Source organism: Mucilaginibacter flavus (assembly GCF_030409315.1).
Lineage (GTDB): Bacteria > Bacteroidota > Bacteroidia > Sphingobacteriales > Sphingobacteriaceae > Mucilaginibacter > Mucilaginibacter flavus.
On sequence record NZ_JAUFPS010000092.1, the window covers coordinates 43,806 to 60,965 of the forward strand.

Annotated in this window: 16 protein-coding genes and 1 pseudogene; 14 read left to right on the forward strand and 3 right to left on the reverse strand. The window is 44.0% G+C overall.

Annotated elements, in window-relative coordinates:
* Positions 1 to 39: 39 nt before the first annotated feature.
* From QWZ17_RS26450 to QWZ17_RS26500, 11 genes are all read left to right on the forward strand, one after another.
* Complete coding sequence (locus QWZ17_RS26450) at positions 40 to 906, forward strand: hypothetical protein (RefSeq protein ID WP_290308348.1); 867 nt, start codon at positions 40 to 42, stop codon at positions 904 to 906.
* Positions 907 to 948: 42 nt separating this feature from the next.
* Positions 949 to 1,911, forward strand: coding sequence for a glycosyltransferase family 2 protein (locus tag QWZ17_RS26455; RefSeq protein ID WP_290308349.1), 963 nt, complete (start codon positions 949 to 951; stop codon positions 1,909 to 1,911).
* The gene (locus QWZ17_RS26460) at positions 1,908 to 2,609 is read left to right on the forward strand and encodes an FkbM family methyltransferase (protein WP_290308350.1); all 702 of its coding nucleotides are present in this window, start codon (positions 1,908 to 1,910) and stop codon (positions 2,607 to 2,609) included. Before QWZ17_RS26455 ends, QWZ17_RS26460 begins: the two co-directional genes overlap by 4 nt.
* A 37-nt stretch (positions 2,610 to 2,646) precedes the next feature.
* On the forward strand, positions 2,647 to 3,816 hold the full coding sequence (locus QWZ17_RS26465; RefSeq protein WP_290308351.1) for a glycosyltransferase family protein: 1,170 nt from the start codon (positions 2,647 to 2,649) through the stop codon (positions 3,814 to 3,816).
* Positions 3,813 to 5,042, forward strand: coding sequence for a glycosyltransferase family protein (locus QWZ17_RS26470; protein WP_290308352.1), 1,230 nt, complete (start codon positions 3,813 to 3,815; stop codon positions 5,040 to 5,042). The genes QWZ17_RS26465 and QWZ17_RS26470 overlap by 4 nt, the downstream gene beginning before the upstream one ends.
* Positions 5,035 to 5,988 (forward strand): hypothetical protein, encoded by a 954-nt coding sequence (locus QWZ17_RS26475; protein ID WP_290308353.1) that lies wholly within the window; start codon positions 5,035 to 5,037, stop codon positions 5,986 to 5,988. Before QWZ17_RS26470 ends, QWZ17_RS26475 begins: the two co-directional genes overlap by 8 nt.
* Complete coding sequence (locus tag QWZ17_RS26480) at positions 5,985 to 7,283, forward strand: glycosyltransferase family protein (protein ID WP_290308354.1); 1,299 nt, start codon at positions 5,985 to 5,987, stop codon at positions 7,281 to 7,283. The genes QWZ17_RS26475 and QWZ17_RS26480 overlap by 4 nt, the downstream gene beginning before the upstream one ends.
* Positions 7,280 to 8,437: a glycosyltransferase family 4 protein gene (locus QWZ17_RS26485; protein ID WP_290308355.1), complete on the forward strand. Its 1,158-nt coding sequence runs from the start codon at positions 7,280 to 7,282 to the stop codon at positions 8,435 to 8,437. The genes QWZ17_RS26480 and QWZ17_RS26485 overlap by 4 nt, the downstream gene beginning before the upstream one ends.
* Positions 8,438 to 8,475: 38 nt before the next feature.
* A complete protein-coding gene (locus tag QWZ17_RS26490; protein WP_290308356.1) occupies positions 8,476 to 9,873 on the forward strand; it encodes an exosortase Y-associated Wzy-like protein in 1,398 nt (465 codons plus the stop codon).
* Positions 9,804 to 11,009 carry an XrtY-associated glycosyltransferase XYAG1 gene (locus QWZ17_RS26495; protein ID WP_290308357.1) on the forward strand — a complete coding sequence of 402 codons (1,206 nt, stop codon included), beginning with the start codon at positions 9,804 to 9,806 and terminating at the stop codon, positions 11,007 to 11,009. The genes QWZ17_RS26490 and QWZ17_RS26495 overlap by 70 nt, the downstream gene beginning before the upstream one ends.
* Positions 11,010 to 11,128: 119 nt before the next feature.
* A complete protein-coding gene (locus QWZ17_RS26500) occupies positions 11,129 to 11,755 on the forward strand; it encodes a DUF4254 domain-containing protein (RefSeq protein WP_290308358.1) in 627 nt (208 codons plus the stop codon).
* 25 nt (positions 11,756 to 11,780) lie between these two features.
* On the opposite strand, the gene QWZ17_RS26505 is transcribed toward QWZ17_RS26500, so the two are convergent.
* From QWZ17_RS26505 to xrtY, 3 genes are read right to left on the reverse strand one after another with little or no spacing between them, the layout of a single operon-like run.
* Positions 11,781 to 13,352 (reverse strand): hypothetical protein, encoded by a 1,572-nt coding sequence (locus QWZ17_RS26505; RefSeq protein ID WP_290308359.1) that lies wholly within the window; start codon positions 13,350 to 13,352, stop codon positions 11,781 to 11,783.
* Positions 13,353 to 13,368: 16 nt separating this feature from the next.
* A complete protein-coding gene (locus tag QWZ17_RS26510) occupies positions 13,369 to 13,923 on the reverse strand; it encodes a WcaF family extracellular polysaccharide biosynthesis acetyltransferase (RefSeq protein ID WP_290308360.1) in 555 nt (184 codons plus the stop codon).
* Positions 13,916 to 15,337, reverse strand: coding sequence for an exosortase Y (xrtY, locus tag QWZ17_RS26515; protein WP_290308361.1), 1,422 nt, complete (start codon positions 15,335 to 15,337; stop codon positions 13,916 to 13,918). The genes QWZ17_RS26510 and xrtY overlap by 8 nt, the downstream gene beginning before the upstream one ends.
* Positions 15,338 to 16,105: 768 nt before the next feature.
* Between xrtY and QWZ17_RS26520 the strand changes: the two genes are divergently transcribed.
* From QWZ17_RS26520 to QWZ17_RS26530, 3 genes and pseudogenes are all read left to right on the forward strand, one after another.
* The gene (locus QWZ17_RS26520; protein WP_290308364.1) at positions 16,106 to 16,687 is read left to right on the forward strand and encodes an ISAs1 family transposase; all 582 of its coding nucleotides are present in this window, start codon (positions 16,106 to 16,108) and stop codon (positions 16,685 to 16,687) included.
* Positions 16,681 to 16,875 (forward strand): annotated as a pseudogene (locus tag QWZ17_RS26525) (hypothetical protein); the annotation flags it as partial. The gene QWZ17_RS26520 and the pseudogene QWZ17_RS26525, both read left to right, overlap by 7 nt.
* Before the next feature lie 9 nt (positions 16,876 to 16,884).
* On the forward strand, positions 16,885 to 17,160 hold a 276-nt coding region (locus tag QWZ17_RS26530; protein ID WP_290308362.1), incomplete at its 3' end, for a hypothetical protein.

Genomic DNA, 17,160 nt, shown 5'->3' on the forward strand with positions numbered 1-17,160 from the left:
GTTGTTGAAAAATTCGGGGGAAAAAAAAAATATCAGAAGATGTTGGCTGCCGAAGCGGAAATGAAAAAGTATGCACTGGAGGCTTTAACAATCAAAAGTAACTTCCATCCTGCAGGTGAATTCAAAATTAATCTGTTGACAGGTGACCGGTTTATTCATCAAAGTTTATTCTGTGTTTACAGTTTTTTTAAATTTTTAACTCCGGAAGAATCCGCGCAGTTTTCGGTTAACTTTTACAGCGATGGTACATTGAGCGACGAAGTCGTATCTGTATTAAAAGCACGCTTTCCGCAAATTCAGCTGGTATCATACAGCGATACCAAGGATGCGTTGCGCAAATACCTGCCTGAAACGTTATTTCCCCGCTTAAACCAGAAAGTAGCAGCAATTCCCCTTTTTAAAAAATTGATCTACCCCCATTTAAATCAATCGGGTGGATCTGCTTTTTTTGACTCGGATATGCTGTTTCTAAAAAAGCCGGTGGCATTCCTTAATTGGATTGAACAATTTAAAACCGGCAAAATTACAGCGTTCTGCATCCTTGATGTGCACAGAAGCTATGGTTATAGCGAGGAAAGTATCCGGAAAATATGGCCCGGGGGCATTATTCACAATATTAATTCAGGAATGTATGGGATTGATAGCAGGCAGATAGACTTCGGTGCCATTGAAAACCTGGTTGTTGATTTTGAGGACAAATTCGGATCTCAATACTACCTGGAACAAATGATCACTGCAATGATCCTTGAAAAAAGCCCCGATTTAATCGTCGCAAGTCCCCATGAATATATCGTAATGCCGGGACCTGAACAAGTTCGCGCACAAACCGGGACGCTTCACCATTACGTGAATGAATCAAAAGCGTTTTATTTTTTGGAAAGCTGGCGTCTGCAGATTACCGCCTGATTGGTTGCAAAGCTTTTCCATAGGTTTTTATATTTTTATCAATTGAGCATTTATCCTCTAAAGCATTCCCTGGTATCAGTTTGTGTCCCCGCCTATAACTGTGGATTATACATTGCGGACACGTTAAGATGTCTCTGTGCGCAAAGTTACCAAAACATCGAGATCATAGTCGTCAATGATGGTTCTGATGACGATACGGTGGATAGAGCCAACGCGATCAAGGACAGCCGTATCAGGCTGCTCGATATTCCTAACCGGGGAGCGGCCGGGGCGAGGAATATGGCTTATGAGCATAGCAGCGGTGATTTTATAGTTTTTTTTGATGCGGACGATATCGTGGGCCCCGATTTCATTTCTACCCAGCTGCAAACAGCCCTTCAGTGGCCCGATTGTATCGTTGTTTCGGCATGGGGGCGCTTTTACACCGACACCGGGCTGGATTTTAAATTATGTGAAGAACCGCTGAGTACCCCTCACACCTTGGAGGAATGGATTATTACCAATTGGTATAATTCCCAGCACAATACGCCGCCGGGAAGGCTGTTCCTGCCGAGATCAATAGTTGAGCAGGCCGGCCCCTGGAATGAGCAATTGACCTTAAATGATGATTTTGAATTTTTTACAAGGGTGGCTTTACACGCGAAAATGATCGTTCCTGCCCCTTCTGCATTATATTATTACAGGTCGGGGGTTAATGGCCTTTCGTCACAAAAGACAGACGAGGCTTATATGTCTTTGTTTAGGTCGATGCAGCTTTCGTTTGAACATGCGATTACAGTTTACGGAAAAAATGAAAAAGTCCGGCGATCCTGTGCCAATTTGTGGCAGGCCTATATCTACGAGGTTTATCCCAGGCTAAAGCAACAACGTATATTTGCAAAACAGCAGATAAAAGCATTGGGAGGGGCAGATTTTGCCTACCCTGCAGGCGGATTGACCCGTCTGCTGATCCGGTTAGCCGGCTGGCGGATTATTAAACATCTTAAACATCACGTAAAAAAATGAATTCCCTGCTCTTGGCAAATAAAATAGTTAATAAGTTATTAAAGGCAAATCTTAAGTTGTCTTTTTCGCAATGCGGCGAAGATATTATCTTGTTGTTTCTGATCAATTCATTAAACATTCAGGATGTTAAATACCTGGACATCGGGACGAACGATCCCCGGGACATGAATAACACTTACCTGTTATACCTAAAGGGTTACCAGGGGGTTTGTGTTGAACCGGATCCATCCTTTCACCGGAAAATCAGACGGTGCCGGCCAATGGATACCCTGATTCAGGCAGGGGTCGCACTGGAAAATACAGATAAAGCCGATTTCTACGTCATGGACGATTCCGTATTAAATACTTTTTCACTTGAAGAGGCCCAAAAAATGGTAATCGAGCATCAGCGAAAAATAATCAAGAAGATCTCCGTGCCCTTGGTTTCTGTCAACGATATCATCGCGTCACATTTTTCAGCTCATACACTGATTCTTTCGCTTGACGTGGAGGGGCTGGACTATCAGATTCTCGCATCTATAAACTATAAGCAACAAAGACCTGGCTTAATTTGTGTTGAAACGGTTGAGTTTTCCAATAATCTTAGCGGAAAAAAAGACGGACGTATTGCGGAACTGTTAATCAGCCTCGATTATGTGCTATACGCCGATACACATATCAACAGTATTTTTATTGATAAGCATCTGCTTCCCCAATGATTTTTTTTGATGACATGCAGCTGAAAATAACCGAATTGTGAGAATACTATTATCGTTCCAGCAGGACCTGACCGTGCAGCCGCACCCGGTTCCCGCTTATCGTTTCTGGAGCTACTATATCAGGCAGGGAATTGAAGAAGCGGGAATGCACTGGCTTGAAATTCCTGGCGTCGATTGGGCAGCAGGCCTGGTGCCCTACGAGGATGAACCAGCTCTCGGTATATGGAAAGTGCGTGCATGGGAGCTCACCGTTAAATTTATCAAGGAAAACAGGGCCAGTTTTGATGTGTTCTTATGCTATCTTTATCCCAAACAGGTCGATATGAGCGCAATTAACGAAATAAAGGCGCTTGGAGTGCCGTGCGTTAATTTCTATTGTGATAATGTCCGTGAATTTACGACTCCTCCACCGGAATTTAAGGTGTTCGACCTGATGTGGGTGCCGGAATTTGAAGCACTGGAGATGTACAGGAGGGCAAAAATAAATCATATTCATTTGCCGATGCCGATGTGGGTAGCTCCCGTTTACCGAAACCTGCCGGTGAATGAGAACGGAAAGATATCATTTATCGGATCAAAGGATGTTCTTAGAGCGAGATTACTGATGGAGGTTATTGAAAGCAAACTGGATATACAAATCCGGGGCGAGGGCTGGTCACCCGCTGCTGAAATGCCAATTTCCGGTAACTTAGTCCCGCATCGCCCGAAGCTGAAAAATCAACTCAGGCTTCTTGCGAAAACCGGTTTTAAGGGCTTCCTGATTCATCACCTGAATCGTGTTACGTTCAGCGACAAAACAGCTATTCCCGGCGAGTATATTTTCGCTAAACCAGATTTTGAAGAATATATCAGTTTAACAAGGAACAGCAATATCGTGTTAGGCATTAACAGGGTACCCATATACCGGGAATTCGGCCGGACTTCTTTAGTTTACAGCAGGTTAAGGGATATAGAAGCACCGATGATAGGAGCCTGTTACCTGACGGAATATACGCCAGGGCTTAAGGGCCTCTATGAATTGGGCAAAGAGATAGAAACCTATACCAACGCTGAGGAGTTAACTGCGCAATGCAGGGAAATTGGAAGTTCCGCGTCCCGGAGGATGGCATTGCGGAAACTCGGACAGCAAAAGGCATTGACTTCCCTGTCCATACCGCAGTCACTTCAAAAAATAATGGAACGCCTTTTTAAGGAGGCGGGCGCATGAGCAGCAGCATGCCAGCAGGAACAATCCGTAAAATATGTATAGTTACCCAGTCTCATCTTTGCCGCAATCCCCGTGCGATGAAAGAGGCTTTGGCCATAGCGGGGGCAGGATTCGAAGTCGTTATCCTGAACACGGTGGTCTCGCAGAAATTAAGTCAGGAAGACAGTACCGTTTTCAATAATCACCCCCGTATCCAAATCAAACCAGTCGCCGATCTGACGCGGAGAGATTTTAGTTCGTTTGCGGACCGTGCTGTATTCAAATTGGGGGCATTGCTTGCATCCGGTCTGAATGTTCAAAGTTTTTGGGCCCTCGGCTATGGTGCTTTGAGATATTTCAGATGTTGCAAAGCGGTAAAGGCCGACCTGTATATTTGTCACCAGGAATTGGCGACCTATACGGGCTCCAGGCTATTGAAAGCAGGGTTTAATGTGGCATTCGACCTGGAGGACTGGTACTCGGAGGACCTGCTGCCCGCAGCAAGGGCAAAGCGGCCCCTCCGGTTACTTCGCAGCGCAGAATTTTCCGCGCTCCGGTATGGCGCTTTTTGCACGACAACCTCCCACGCTATGGCAGATCAGTTATGCCGCCGTTATGAAAGCGCCTTGCCTGCTGTTGTTTACAATGTCTTTCCGAAAGATTCCGGAGGGTTGCCGGAGGAAAAAGTATTTGACGCCCCGCTGAAACTTTTCTGGTTTTCCCAAACGATCGGTCCGGGCAGAGGAATCGAAGAATTTATCCGCTTATCCGGGAATTTAAGCGTCGGTCACGAATTGCATTTACTGGGAAATGTTGATGCCGGCTACAGGGAACGGTTATGCCTACTTATGCCTGAACAGCACTTGTTGTTTTTCCATCCTTTAGTAAAGGAAAAGGAGCTGGCAGCGCGGATCGCAGATTTCGACATAGGACTTGCGTTAGAACTGCCTGCACCCCCAAGCCGGAACTATACCATAACCAATAAATTTTTTCAATATATAGAAGCCGGCTTGCCGGTTATCGCTACGGCGACAGCCGGACAGCAGGAGATTTTTGAAGAATTCACGCCTGGTTTTTTACTGCCCCTGGTACCCCTGCCATCTGATATCCGAAACCTGGACAGCTGGCTCAACGACCAACAAGCCTTGCGTAAGGCGCAACGGGAAACGCAAAAAGCTTCGCTTTTCTACAACTGGGAAAGCCAGGCGCAAATCATGTTAGCACTCATTCAAAAATCCATTGTATAAAGTTAGTTTACAGATCAACCTTGCACCAAGCGATTATTTGCTCGTGCGTGAAACATTAAAGCATCAGCTTAAGATATTGTCAGCGCAGGTTGATGAAATACTGCTGGTGGTTGAATCAAAACCCAGCAAAGGCCGGTTCAGCGCCGGATGGGAGACTTATAAAGAAAAGCTTGCTGAATTTTTGCGGCAGGAAATACAACCGAATAAACTTGTGCGCGTGATCAGTGTGGATTATAGCCTTAATACCAAAAAGGATGTCGCCCGATATTTTTTTGGGCTCGATACGATGCCCGACAAGGATTGCAGGGGAGGGCCTTTTTATGCTTACTTCTTTGGATTGATGTTTGCCTCAAATCAGTTGGTTTTTCATTTGGACGCGGACATGTTTTTAGGGGGCGGTAGTCAGCATTGGGTGAGCGAAGCGGCAGATTGTATAAAAAATCACGATGGCTGCTTTACCGTATCTCCGCTGCCCGGCCCCCCTCATCCGGAAGATATACTTATCAGGCAATCTGTCAGGGCTAAATTAGCACCATACCGTTACTCGCTGAATGGCATGAGCACCCGGATATTTATGATTAACAGGTCTGTTTTTGAACAATATAAATTGAAGCTTCGCAAACCGGGTTTTCGTGACCAGATCAGAGCGATCTTTAACGGACATCCTAATGCGGATTTGCCGGAAAATATTATTTCTGCCTATATGGACGAACACAGTTTTTCAAGAATTGATTTTCTGGGTTCTGGTAAGGGTTTATGGTCACTTCATCCGCCTTACCGGACCAAATCCTTTTTTGATAATTTGCCGCAGATTATAAATTGTATAGAGGACGGCGATTTACCCTATACACAAAACGGGTTTTACGATATCGTCGACGAAGTGTGTGATTGGTCAGAGGCGAGAGAAAGACTAAAAAATAAGCGCTGGTGGAGGCGGTTTAAATGAAAAAAGTGTTGATTATTTCTCCATATTTCCCGCCTTCCAATGCGGCCGACATGCAACGTGTGCGCATGAGCCTACCTTATTTCAGCACTTTGGGCTGGAAAGCGGAAGTCGTTTGCGTTGACCCGGCCTATTCGGATATGGTTAAGGACGAACGCCTGCTGTTATCATTGCCCGATGACCAAACAGTCCACAAAATCAGGGCTGTTCCCCTGAAGTGGTCGAGGAAGATAGGTTTCGGTAGCCTGGGCTACCGCTCCTTATGGTTTTATTTAAGGGCCGTGAATAAGATACTTCAGAAAGGTGATGTTGACCTGATTTATTTTTCAACTACACAGTTTCCGGTTTGTGTGCTGGGCCCATACTGGCTTCGGAAATTTGGTGTGCCTTATGTTATTGATATGCAGGATCCCTGGTATTCTGATTACTATGAAGACAAGCCGAAGGCAGCTCGGCCTCCGAATTATCGTATTGTTTATTGGCTACACCGCCGGATGGAAGCTATTACCATGAAAAGGGTGGGGGGATTAGTCAGCGTCTCACAAGATTATTTAACTATCCTTCAGCAGCGGTATCCCGAGCTGGAACCTGTCCCTTCTGAGGTCATCACTTTCGGGGCCTTTGAAAAGGATTTCGAAATTGTCCAGCAAAACCAACAGCTGCTGGCTGCTGCCAGACGGCGTCTTGATCAGCGATTCCTGAACTATGTTTATGTCGGCCGGGGCGGTGCCGACATGGCACAGGCGGTAAGCCTGCTTTTTGAAGGCTTCCGGGAAGGACTATTGAAAAATAAAGCAGTATTTTCGAAAATAAGATTCCACTTCCTGGGGACCAGTTATGCGCCTGCAGGCACGGGGATTCCCAGTATCCTTCCAATAGCCCAAAAAATGGGCGTTAGCGAATTTGTCAGCGAGCAAACAGACCGCTTGCCTTATTATGAAACAATAGCCATGTTACTCGCCTCGGACGGGCTTATCTTACCCGGGTCTGACAGTCCCGGATATACAGCCTCTAAATTATTCCCTTATATTATGGCAAAAAAACCACTGCTTGCCATCTTTTACAAGGGGAGCAGCACGTTGAGCATCCTGCGGCAATGTTCACCCTGCAGCCATATATTCACCCTTCCCGGTGAATCAGATGACGGCTTTTTTGAAGTTTACCGAATCCTCGAGCAATGGGCAACAGAAAAGCCCACTGTAAACCAATACGATGAAAAAAGTTTCAGCATTTTTTCTGCCCCTGCCATGGCAAACAGGCAGGTTTTATTATTTAACCGGGTCCTCGATAACCAATGAAGAAACTTGCAATTGTCACTACCCATCCGATCCAGTATTACGCGCCCATATTTAAGCTATTGCAGGCACGTGACCGGATAAAAATAAAAGTATTTTACACGGCAGGCAGGCAAGTGGAAAATGGGCATGACCAGGGTTTTGATAAAGCCATCAGGTGGGATGTTCCGCTTTTAGAGGGGTACGACCTAACCTGGTTGGATAATGTTGCCAAAGACCCGGGCTATCATCATTTTAAGGGCATTGATAATCCGTCGGCGATCAAAATAATTGAGTCCTGGTCGCCTGATGCTATACTGGTCATCGGTTGGGCGTGCAAAAGCCATTTGAAAATAATGAGGTATTTTAAAAATAAGCGGAAGGTTTATTTTCGTGGAGATTCCAATTTATTGAAGGAGGGTTCAGGTCTAAAGCAAATATTAAAAACGTTTTTGTTGAGATGGGTCTATCAACACGTGGATCACGCTTTTTTTGTTGGAAAGAACAACAAGGAATACTATATTAAATATGGGCTGAAAGAAGCTCAGCTGAGCTTTGCTCCTCACGCGATTGACAACGATAGGTTTAGTGAAATGAGGGGGACTGAATGTGATCTTCTTCGAACAGCCTTAAATGTCGGCTACGGGGATATTTTAATTTTGTTTGCCGGAAAGTTTGAACCTGTAAAAAATATCGAACTGTTATTGTCTGCGTTTCTGAGCCTTAATAAGCCGAATATTCATTTGCTGGTGACAGGCAACGGGATTTTGGAAAATAATTTGAAAAAAAAGGCCCGTGAAAGTAGTAATATGGACAAGGTACATTTCATGGAGTTTAAAAATCAGACCTACATGCCAGTGTTGTATCAATCTGCCGACTTGTTTTGTTTACCCTCGAAAAGTGAAAGCTGGGGCTTGAGCGTCAATGAGGCAATGGCCTGCGGAAAAGCGGTTTTAGTATCGGATAAGGTGGGTTGCGCCGCAGATTTGATCCGTCCGGGTGTCAACGGCCTGGTGTTTGATGAGGGCGACGAGGCCAGCCTGACAGCCAGCCTGGACAGCCTGACTAACGATAAAAGCCAGCTCGGGGCCATGGGGGAAATATCCAGAACCATCATAGCTGAGTGGAATTTTCTTAATATTGTCAAAGCTATTGAAGATGAAATCGACAAGAATTGAAATAAGCGTACAAAGTACCAACTTAATGTTAGCACCGGATGCATAATACAACGCCCATTGAAAGATTTGTCGTGCTTTTTATGCCGTGGCTTATTTCGTTACTTTTTATTTCTGACCCTGTTTTATCTTATTTCACGGCGTGGCTCGGCTCTTTCGTGATCTTTTACCTAACCTTGTCAGGCTGGATCCGGCCTTTACCGGATGATATGCCTGTGGCATCGCAAATCATGCGCCCGGTTTTTCTGGTACAGATCATCTTTGCGGGTTATATGGCCTGCAGCTCCATTTTTTATTTTATGAATTTGCTGGGTTACGATAATTTTCAAAAGCTCAATTATTTCCTGGTAAACGATAATAAATTAAGGGTCGCAGCACAGTGCCAGCGTTATTACTGCCTTGGACATGCATCATTTGTTTCCGGTATCCTGTTGTTCATGAATTATCCCGTTAAACAAAAATACTTTGTAAAGCCAGGTAAATTGTCTGGGCTGTTATTGACAACGGCCCTGGTCAGTCTCTCGGTCTCGATCATTTTGCTGCGCATTCCAGGATTATCACAATTTTATTATCAGCTTAATTCTTTGAGTTTTATTTCGGGAACCCTTGCGCTCGCCTTTGCCATACCGGAGAAGAAAATCTGGAATACGCTTATTTGTATAACGCTTTATCTGTTTAATTTTTACCAGGCATTCATTTCCGGTTTTAAAGAACCGATTATCGTCAGTATCCTTGTGCTGGGTATTTTCCTTTATCCGAGTTACAAGAAATTAGTGATAATCACCTTTGGGCCTGTTTTGATTCTATTATTTGCTTTTCTGCCGGCGTATGTCAGCTCGTTTCGTCAAAATGCCTGGTCGGGTGCCGAATCTACCGAGGATGCATCCCAGATAGCGCTTGACGCGGCGCTTCATCAGGAAGGAGGGGACACCAATTGGGGCTTTCTTGTTTTTCGTTTGAGTGAAATTGATATGTTCACAGAATTCGTTGAGTCTACGCCGTCCAACATTGATTATTACGGAATGCGGTTGGTTAATCAGTCCGCCATTGCCATCCTGCCCAGGATATTCTGGCCTTCGAAGCCTTCGACAGAAGACCTGGTGATGGAGCGGGTCTATGCCGCAGGTGTGGTCAACAGGGCCTCTACGGTGTCTGCCAAGCCGGCTTTTATCGTGGACGCCTACCTGTCCGGAGGGGTCTTCGGGATTTTTGTTTCTTTGTTCATTTATGGCGCTTTAGCGCAATATATATCGCTCAAGGCGGAGGAGTTATTTGGAGGTTATACATTGGGTACTGCCCTGATATTTACCGGGTTATTCCAGATCTTCTGGCGTGGCCTCAGTTTTGAGTTCCTGATCAATTCCGTTTTTTGGAGTTATGTCAGTATGTTAGTGATGTTCAAGGTTTTCAGGTCGAAAAATATTGTAGAGAAGCTTTGAAGATTTTACAGGTATGTGCAGCCTATAAGCCGGCTTTTATTTATGGAGGACCTACGATGTCCGTATCTATGCTCGCTGAGCGCCTGGTGAATGCGGGTATAGAGACCGAAGTCTATGCGAGCACCGCAAATGGTAAAGAAGAACTGCCGGTTATTCCTGGCGAGCGGGTTGTAGTGGATGGTGTTCCGGTAACCTATTTTCGGAGGCTAACCGGGGATCACAGCCATTATTCTCCTGCGCTTTTCCGGCAATTACGCAGGGAGGTTAAAAATTTTGACATTGTCCATATTCATACCTGGTGGAACCTGGTTTCGATTTTTTCATGCCTGATCGCCCTGAAAAATAACGTGCCGGTTTTATTATCTGCCAGGGGCACCTTGAGTCCATATTCATTTCAAAACAAAAATATCGGCGTTAAATGGCTGATTCACCATTTACTGGGAAAAACGCTGCTGCAAAAATGCCATCTCCACGCTACGTCCAAAAGGGAAGCGGATGCCTTAAGTGATTTGTTTAAGCCTAAAAGTATAGCTGTTTTGCCAAATTTTGTAAAACTGCCCAAAGAAAGGGTATTTATTCCCCGGGAGATTTCGGCTGTTTTTAAATTATTATTTTTCTCCAGGATTGAAGAAAAAAAGGGACTGGACTTATTGATCAGGGCGCTGCAGGCTGTCAACGTTCCATACGAACTCACTGTTGCTGGCGATGGTGATGCTGATTATGTAACATCTTTAAAGGAACTCGCGGGAGAAACCGGGTTGACAGGTAAAATCGAGTGGATAGGTTTTCAAAACGAAAATAAATTCGAGCTCATGCAAGGGCATGACCTTTTCATATTACCTTCCTATGATGAGAACTTTGGCAACGTGGTCATTGAAACCCTTTTTGTTGGTACCGCGGTATTGATCAGTGAAGACGTTGGCCTGGAAGATTATGTAAACGTCAATAACCTTGGCTGGATTTGTCATACGAATCCGGCATCGGTAGCCCGGCATATCAACCATATCGCTGTGGAACACAGGGATGATCTTGTCAGGATCAGAAATGCTGCACCTGGTATCATCACCCAGGATTTTAACGAAGAGCACCTGGTTAAAAAATATTCTGATCTTTATCAAAACCTGATCAGAAAATGAGTAAAAACGAATAAATGTTTTTTTTCGTTAAAACCCGGTCTTAGGTTGTGCTGCTATAAATGCCCCCGGTTGGTGGTTGGGTTGTTCCGATGAAGCGGCGCGTAAATGAATATAACAAAATGCATGAAATAAGTTCACCTCGGGAGATGATCAATGTACAACAAGTAGTGCGAAACCAAGCTGAACAAATAAGTAAGTGGCATGTGCAGCTAATTTTATCCGAAGAAGTCCTTCCAATGAGCCTGATCCAGGAAAATAATCACTGGAATTACCTGTTGTGGCATCAGGAGGATGTTGCCCGCACGATCGATATTGAGCCTTCAGCAATGGTTTTGGCTAAAAGGAATATAGACCTGTTTAACCAGAATAGAAATGATTGTATTGAAAAGATTGATGAATGGATACTGGAATTCTTAAATGTCAAAAAAGTTAATCCTAAAGGACGGCTGCATTCCGAAACTCCCGGGATGATGATCGACCGGCTATCCATCATGGCCCTTAAGATCTATCACATGAGAGAAGAGGCGGCAAGGGGCGATGCTTCCCCTTTACATCGGTTGAACTGTGAAAAAAAGGTGGCGCTGTTAAATGAGCAAATCAAAGATTTAGCCACTTGTTTAGCCGGAGTCCTTGATGATTTGGAGAGGGGCGAGCTTAGTTTTAAGGTTTACAGGCAATTTAAAATGTATAATGACCCGGACTTAAACCCCCAGATATATGGGAAACATGGTAAAGAAAACCGGTGAGGAAGCCCGCCAACCGTCTTAACAGCTATTTAGCCGAGTACAGTACATACCCATCACTCAGCATATCCATGTGAAAGCCCTTATAACCAGGGAAGCACTTACGGATGATGTTTGATTTTGGGCCCATGTAACTTGCGGGAAGCAGGATAAAGACGGGGCCTGCATGACCGTAATGCACGTAATCGTCAAAGTCAATCTTAACATCAGCGCCAATAGGGTCTAAAGTGATGTAACGGTTATGATTGATCTCCAGGCCCAGATCCGGGCTGATAAACACAAACAAAGCGCCTGTATTTTTCTTATCCAGGCTGATGATCTCATCTAAAGAATGCTGATCAATAAACATTTGCGCCAGGCCCGATGTCCCTTTGGCGCTGATGTTTTTGTTATGAATATAACTCGGTATAAAATACCTCAGGCTTAAGCCCGCTATCAACAGGCATATTACACCAAACATTATCCTGAAAGGCTGTCTCCAAAGGCTTACCAAATAAACAATGCCCGGCGTTATCAACAGGCCGATTACCCGGAAATGTCTTGCCTCGTAAGAGATGCTGGCCTGGTGTAAAAAGCTATAGCCAAAAAACAGGACGGACACGGCATAAAAAACCAGTACCAGAAAGCTATATTTTTTGTGGGGAACATGTCTGATCACATTTACCACCAAAAAAACACTTACTACTGCAGAGAGCAGCAGTATAATTGCAGCGCGGGTTGAACCGACTATCGCTGCGTTACTTTGGAAGACAAGACCATGAAAAATATCGTCGACAGAGAAGCCGGCTAACAGCGGCGAAGCCAACGGGAATGCCAACGATTGCCAGCTTAGCAAAAAGCCGGCTGTTTGCCCGGCAGGGTTTGCTCCTTTTGATAGGTAAAGGAGCTCTATAAGCACGAATGATAGTATTGCCGGGGTCGCTATCCATGCGCCGTTTTTAATCCAGTGTATGGCTTTCAACTGGTTTTGAGATAAGCAGATCCACAGGTATAAACACGCCGCGCCGTAAACCCATAAAAATGATGATTTGCAGAAAAAGCCTATCCAGCCTGAAAATAACAGGAATAGGGCAAGTTTCCACCCTGCTTTATCCATATTGATACAGCCATACAGGAACCATCCGGCGAAGCCGAAAAGTAAAACTTCGCCGCCGTTGTAAAAAACGTAGGGCACAATAAATGCCTGCTGAAAAGCTATAACCAGCACACTTACCGTGGCCAATGCGGGTGTAAAACCTGCTTTTTTGAAAAAAGCATAGCAACCACTTATCCCCAGTAAACCGCAAATGGTGGTGGTTAATGCTGATGCCTGTCCGGTATTAACACCAAAAACAGATTTTAAAAAAAAGGGGATCAAATACTGCCCCGGCGACCACCAGGATAAAAACTCGCTGTAATTTTTACTCAGATCTTCCTGATCGGGCTTTACGGCGATATTAAAGGCGCCGCCCGCCTGCATTTTTTGCAACACCTGGAAACCCCATGATGGATCAGGAAAAACAGCGGCAGGCGCAATAAAGATCAAAGCCCCAAGCAGCAACACGGCCAGGTATAAGCTGCATAAGATTATCTGGTGTGTTTGTGGTTTTTGTGCCTGCATTGGTTTTATATTTTTTTTATGAGGTAATCTCGCGTTCGCGCACTTTAATCGCCGGATTACCCTGGTAAATGCTGTATGGCAGCAGGTCTTTTGTGGCAATTGATCCGCTGGTGAGTACCGAATGGCTGCCGGCGGTGATTCCGTGGTTTACTGTTGCGCCGGCTCCTATCCAAACGCCATCCTCCAAAATGACGCTTTTTGTAATCAGGTCGAAAGATCTGTTTTTATAGTTGTGGCTGCCGGTAAGTAAAACAGCACCTTGGGAAAGGCATACGTTGGCGCCAATGGTTATGATTACCAGGCAATCAATCCACACGTTTTCGCCAATCCAGGTTTCATCGCCAATTTGTAAAAACCAGGGGTATTTGATGTTTACACAAGGTTTAATGGTTACGTTTTTACCAATCCGGGCACCAAACATCCGCAGTATAAATACTTTAAACCCGCTTGAAGGGATCAGGCTGGTTTTAAAGAATGCGGCGTTTACATAAAACCAAACCAATCTTTTAATGGCATTCCCGCCGGGGTGAAAAGGGTGGTTATTATACGAGGAAAGATCGGTTTTAAGCATGTTGATCGGCAGAAGCCTGGCTGTTTTTGGTAACCCAAAAATACAAGCTTATCATGATAATAACGTATAACATAATGTTAAAAACGATATGGTGATCAATAATCTGGCTGGCTTTTTTATTCCAGAACAAAGCCAACAGCACAAAACGCGCTATGTTTAAAATCTGGATCGTTAAAATACCTGCAATCAAAAAAAAGACCTTTTGTTTCAGTTTTTTTGGATAGGCGATTACAAAGGCAGCAAAAAAACTCATCAGCCCAAGTCCCAGGCAGGAATAAATCAATACAATGGTTCCTTTGCCAACTACCAGCAGTTCGGTGCCATTATATATGGCAGTAAAGCCCATCCAATTTAATATTTGCGCACTACAACATAACAGAAGCCAGCGTAATCCCCGTATGTAATTCAGGTGATCCGCCAAAAACGGAGCATACAATTTACCCGGACTTGTAATACCAAAAAACAAGATATTGAAATAATAGAAAAGCAAGAATAAAAACAGGAATGTAAAGACAAACCTGAACGGAGAAGCAGCGGCCGGTTTTTTATCCTCTTTTTTTTGTTCGCCCTGCAGGATCTCATCAATTTTAATATCTACCATAAGCCGGAACCAAAAGCCTTGTAAAAAATGGAATATCAGGCCGGTACGGCCTTCCAAAATACCCAACTGGAAAATTATCCGGTAGGTAAAATAAAGTAAAGGCCTTACGTATCTTGGTAATTGCCACCACAAATTTTTTAAGAACGCGGTACGCTGGTCAGGCGAACCTAAAAGCGAGGGCCTGAGTGTTTGCAGGCGTAGTTGTTGCATCCGCTCAACTTCTTCACGAGCCAGCAGATCGCTGTAGCGGTTGTGTTTAGCAATCCAGAAACTAATTTGGTTTTCTTTTAAATTTTCTTCCAGGATATGACCATCTTTCCAAATGATGGTTTTGCCGGGGACGATGAAACGATGATCCATATTTTCGTTAAGATCGGAATAGCCTGCACCGTAGCGAATCATTTTGAGCAGGTAAAAAGGGAAGTAACCACCGTGTTTGATCCAATGACCCTTAAAAAAGTTTTTGCGGTTAAAGTAAATACCGTCGATATCGCGGTGTTCCTCATCTTTAAACTGGAATAATTTCTCTTTGAGCTCCGGCGTAACTTCCTGGTCGGCATCCAGACAAATGATCCAGGGGGTTTTTATGCCGAAGTTTTTCAGGGCAAAGTCCCATTGTCTAGGATGATTTTCAAACACGTGTTGTAAAATTACTGCTCCGGCTTGTTGCGCTATCGCGATAGTGTCATCCTCACTACCCGAATCCAATATAAACACAGGAGCATTTAAGCCCTCGATGGAGGCCAGTAAACGCGGCAGGTGTTGCTGCTCGTTATAGGTGAGAATAATAAACGAATATGCCGGTGTAAACAATTACAGGACCTTAGTGTATAAGGTACAAATTTATGTTTTTTTCAACCGTTTTTTCGCATCAAACCATCAAAAATTTGTTAATGGGCTGGCATTGACGGGCTGTGTCCGGAATTTTTACCGTCGGCCTCACGCGGATGCTGTTTACGGAAGTTTGATCTATGTGCTTCCTGCCGATAAAATTAAACGCAAATGGCAGGCGAAAACATGTGGCGTAAATTCCTTTAAACGTGGATTTATCCCCCTGCATTCCATTTTTACTGCAAGGGAATTCTTTGAAAAATTTGGCTTTTACAGTCCTGAATATGGTTCTGCCGGCGGTTACGAATGAATGGCAGGATTTATGCATTACCTTCGGATAGTACCGCAGTTTTAAGAACAGTTTTAGTGTTAAGGCCAGGGGCTTTGATTTCAAGGCAATGCATGAAAATCATCTGTTAATTCCCTGCCGGCCCTTGCTCTAAAACCATCGCGGAAATTTGACGATTTTTTTTGATTTTGAAATCAATTATTATTGCGATTGCGTATAGGCCTAATAATCAAAATACCCCAACATAATGCCAGGGCAGACGCATTAAAATAACTTTCATTGGAATAGCAAAAAGAGTGAATAAATAGTTGATATTCAGTCAATTATCTATTAGTATTCAGTATTTTATTTTACATATTTATCTGACAATCAGATACTTATATGAATAAAAAGCCCCGAATTCCCACTTACTTTATCACGATGAAAGACCATCGTTTAGATCGGAAAAAAAGCATGACATTATTGCCATCACGATTGCCGCTGTGGTGTGTGGTGCCGAAGACTGGTATGAAATTGAAGAATTTGCGGTAGTTAACGAAACGTGGTTTAAAAGCTTCTTAAAGCTTGATAATGGAATACCCTCGCATGATACCATTAACTGCTTTTTTGCAAATATGGATCCCGCGACTTTCGAAAGCTGTTTTACGGACTGGATAAGTTCTTTAGAAGGGATCACACACGATCAATTGATCAGCATTGATGGAAAAACAATCCGTGGGGCGAAGGAAAATGGTAAAAAGTCACCCGTTCATATGGTTAGCGCATGGGCTGATAAAAACGAGCTGGTATTGGGTCAGCTTCGGGTTTATGAAAAATCGAATGAGATTACGGCCATCCCTGATCTATTAAAATCCTTATTTATAAAGGATTGCCTGGTATCCATTGATGCAATGGGATGTCAGCATGCTATAGCCGATGCCATTGTAGATAAGGAAAGTGACTATTTACTGGCTGTAAAAGGGAATCAGGGTGAGCTACAGGAAAACGTGCTCGATTCTTTCCGGTTTTTCAAGCCGGATGACATCGCTACAGATAACAACTAGAAATTGAGCTTAGGAGGGACGAGAGGGTTCTTCGATTCCTTACAATAGCATTAGATAAGCATGCTATAGCTTACAATGATAAGAAGCGTAGTGGTGCGTTCAATAAAACGTCACAAATAGCAAGTGGCGATGACGATACTGGCCCGGGTAGAAAAGGAGGCAATACTGAATCAGGTAGTGGGTCTTAAGTTTTAATTATGGCAGATCAAAAAAGTTTAAAAGCTTACTGGGAAGAGTTTTTTGTTGCTAGCGCAAAGGTTAGTGAGTTAAACCGGAATTTGTCTTTGGGAGGAATTGCTATTATTTGGATTTTTAACAAATCGAGCCTAATTGGAAGCCCAAATTTTAAGTCTCTTTTACCCAAAGATCTTTTATTGCCTTCAATTATCATTGGAGATTCTGTTGAACTTGACCACCACATTCCGGCGCAAGCTGACCACCCATTCCGGGCGAAACTGACCAGTGCATTCCGG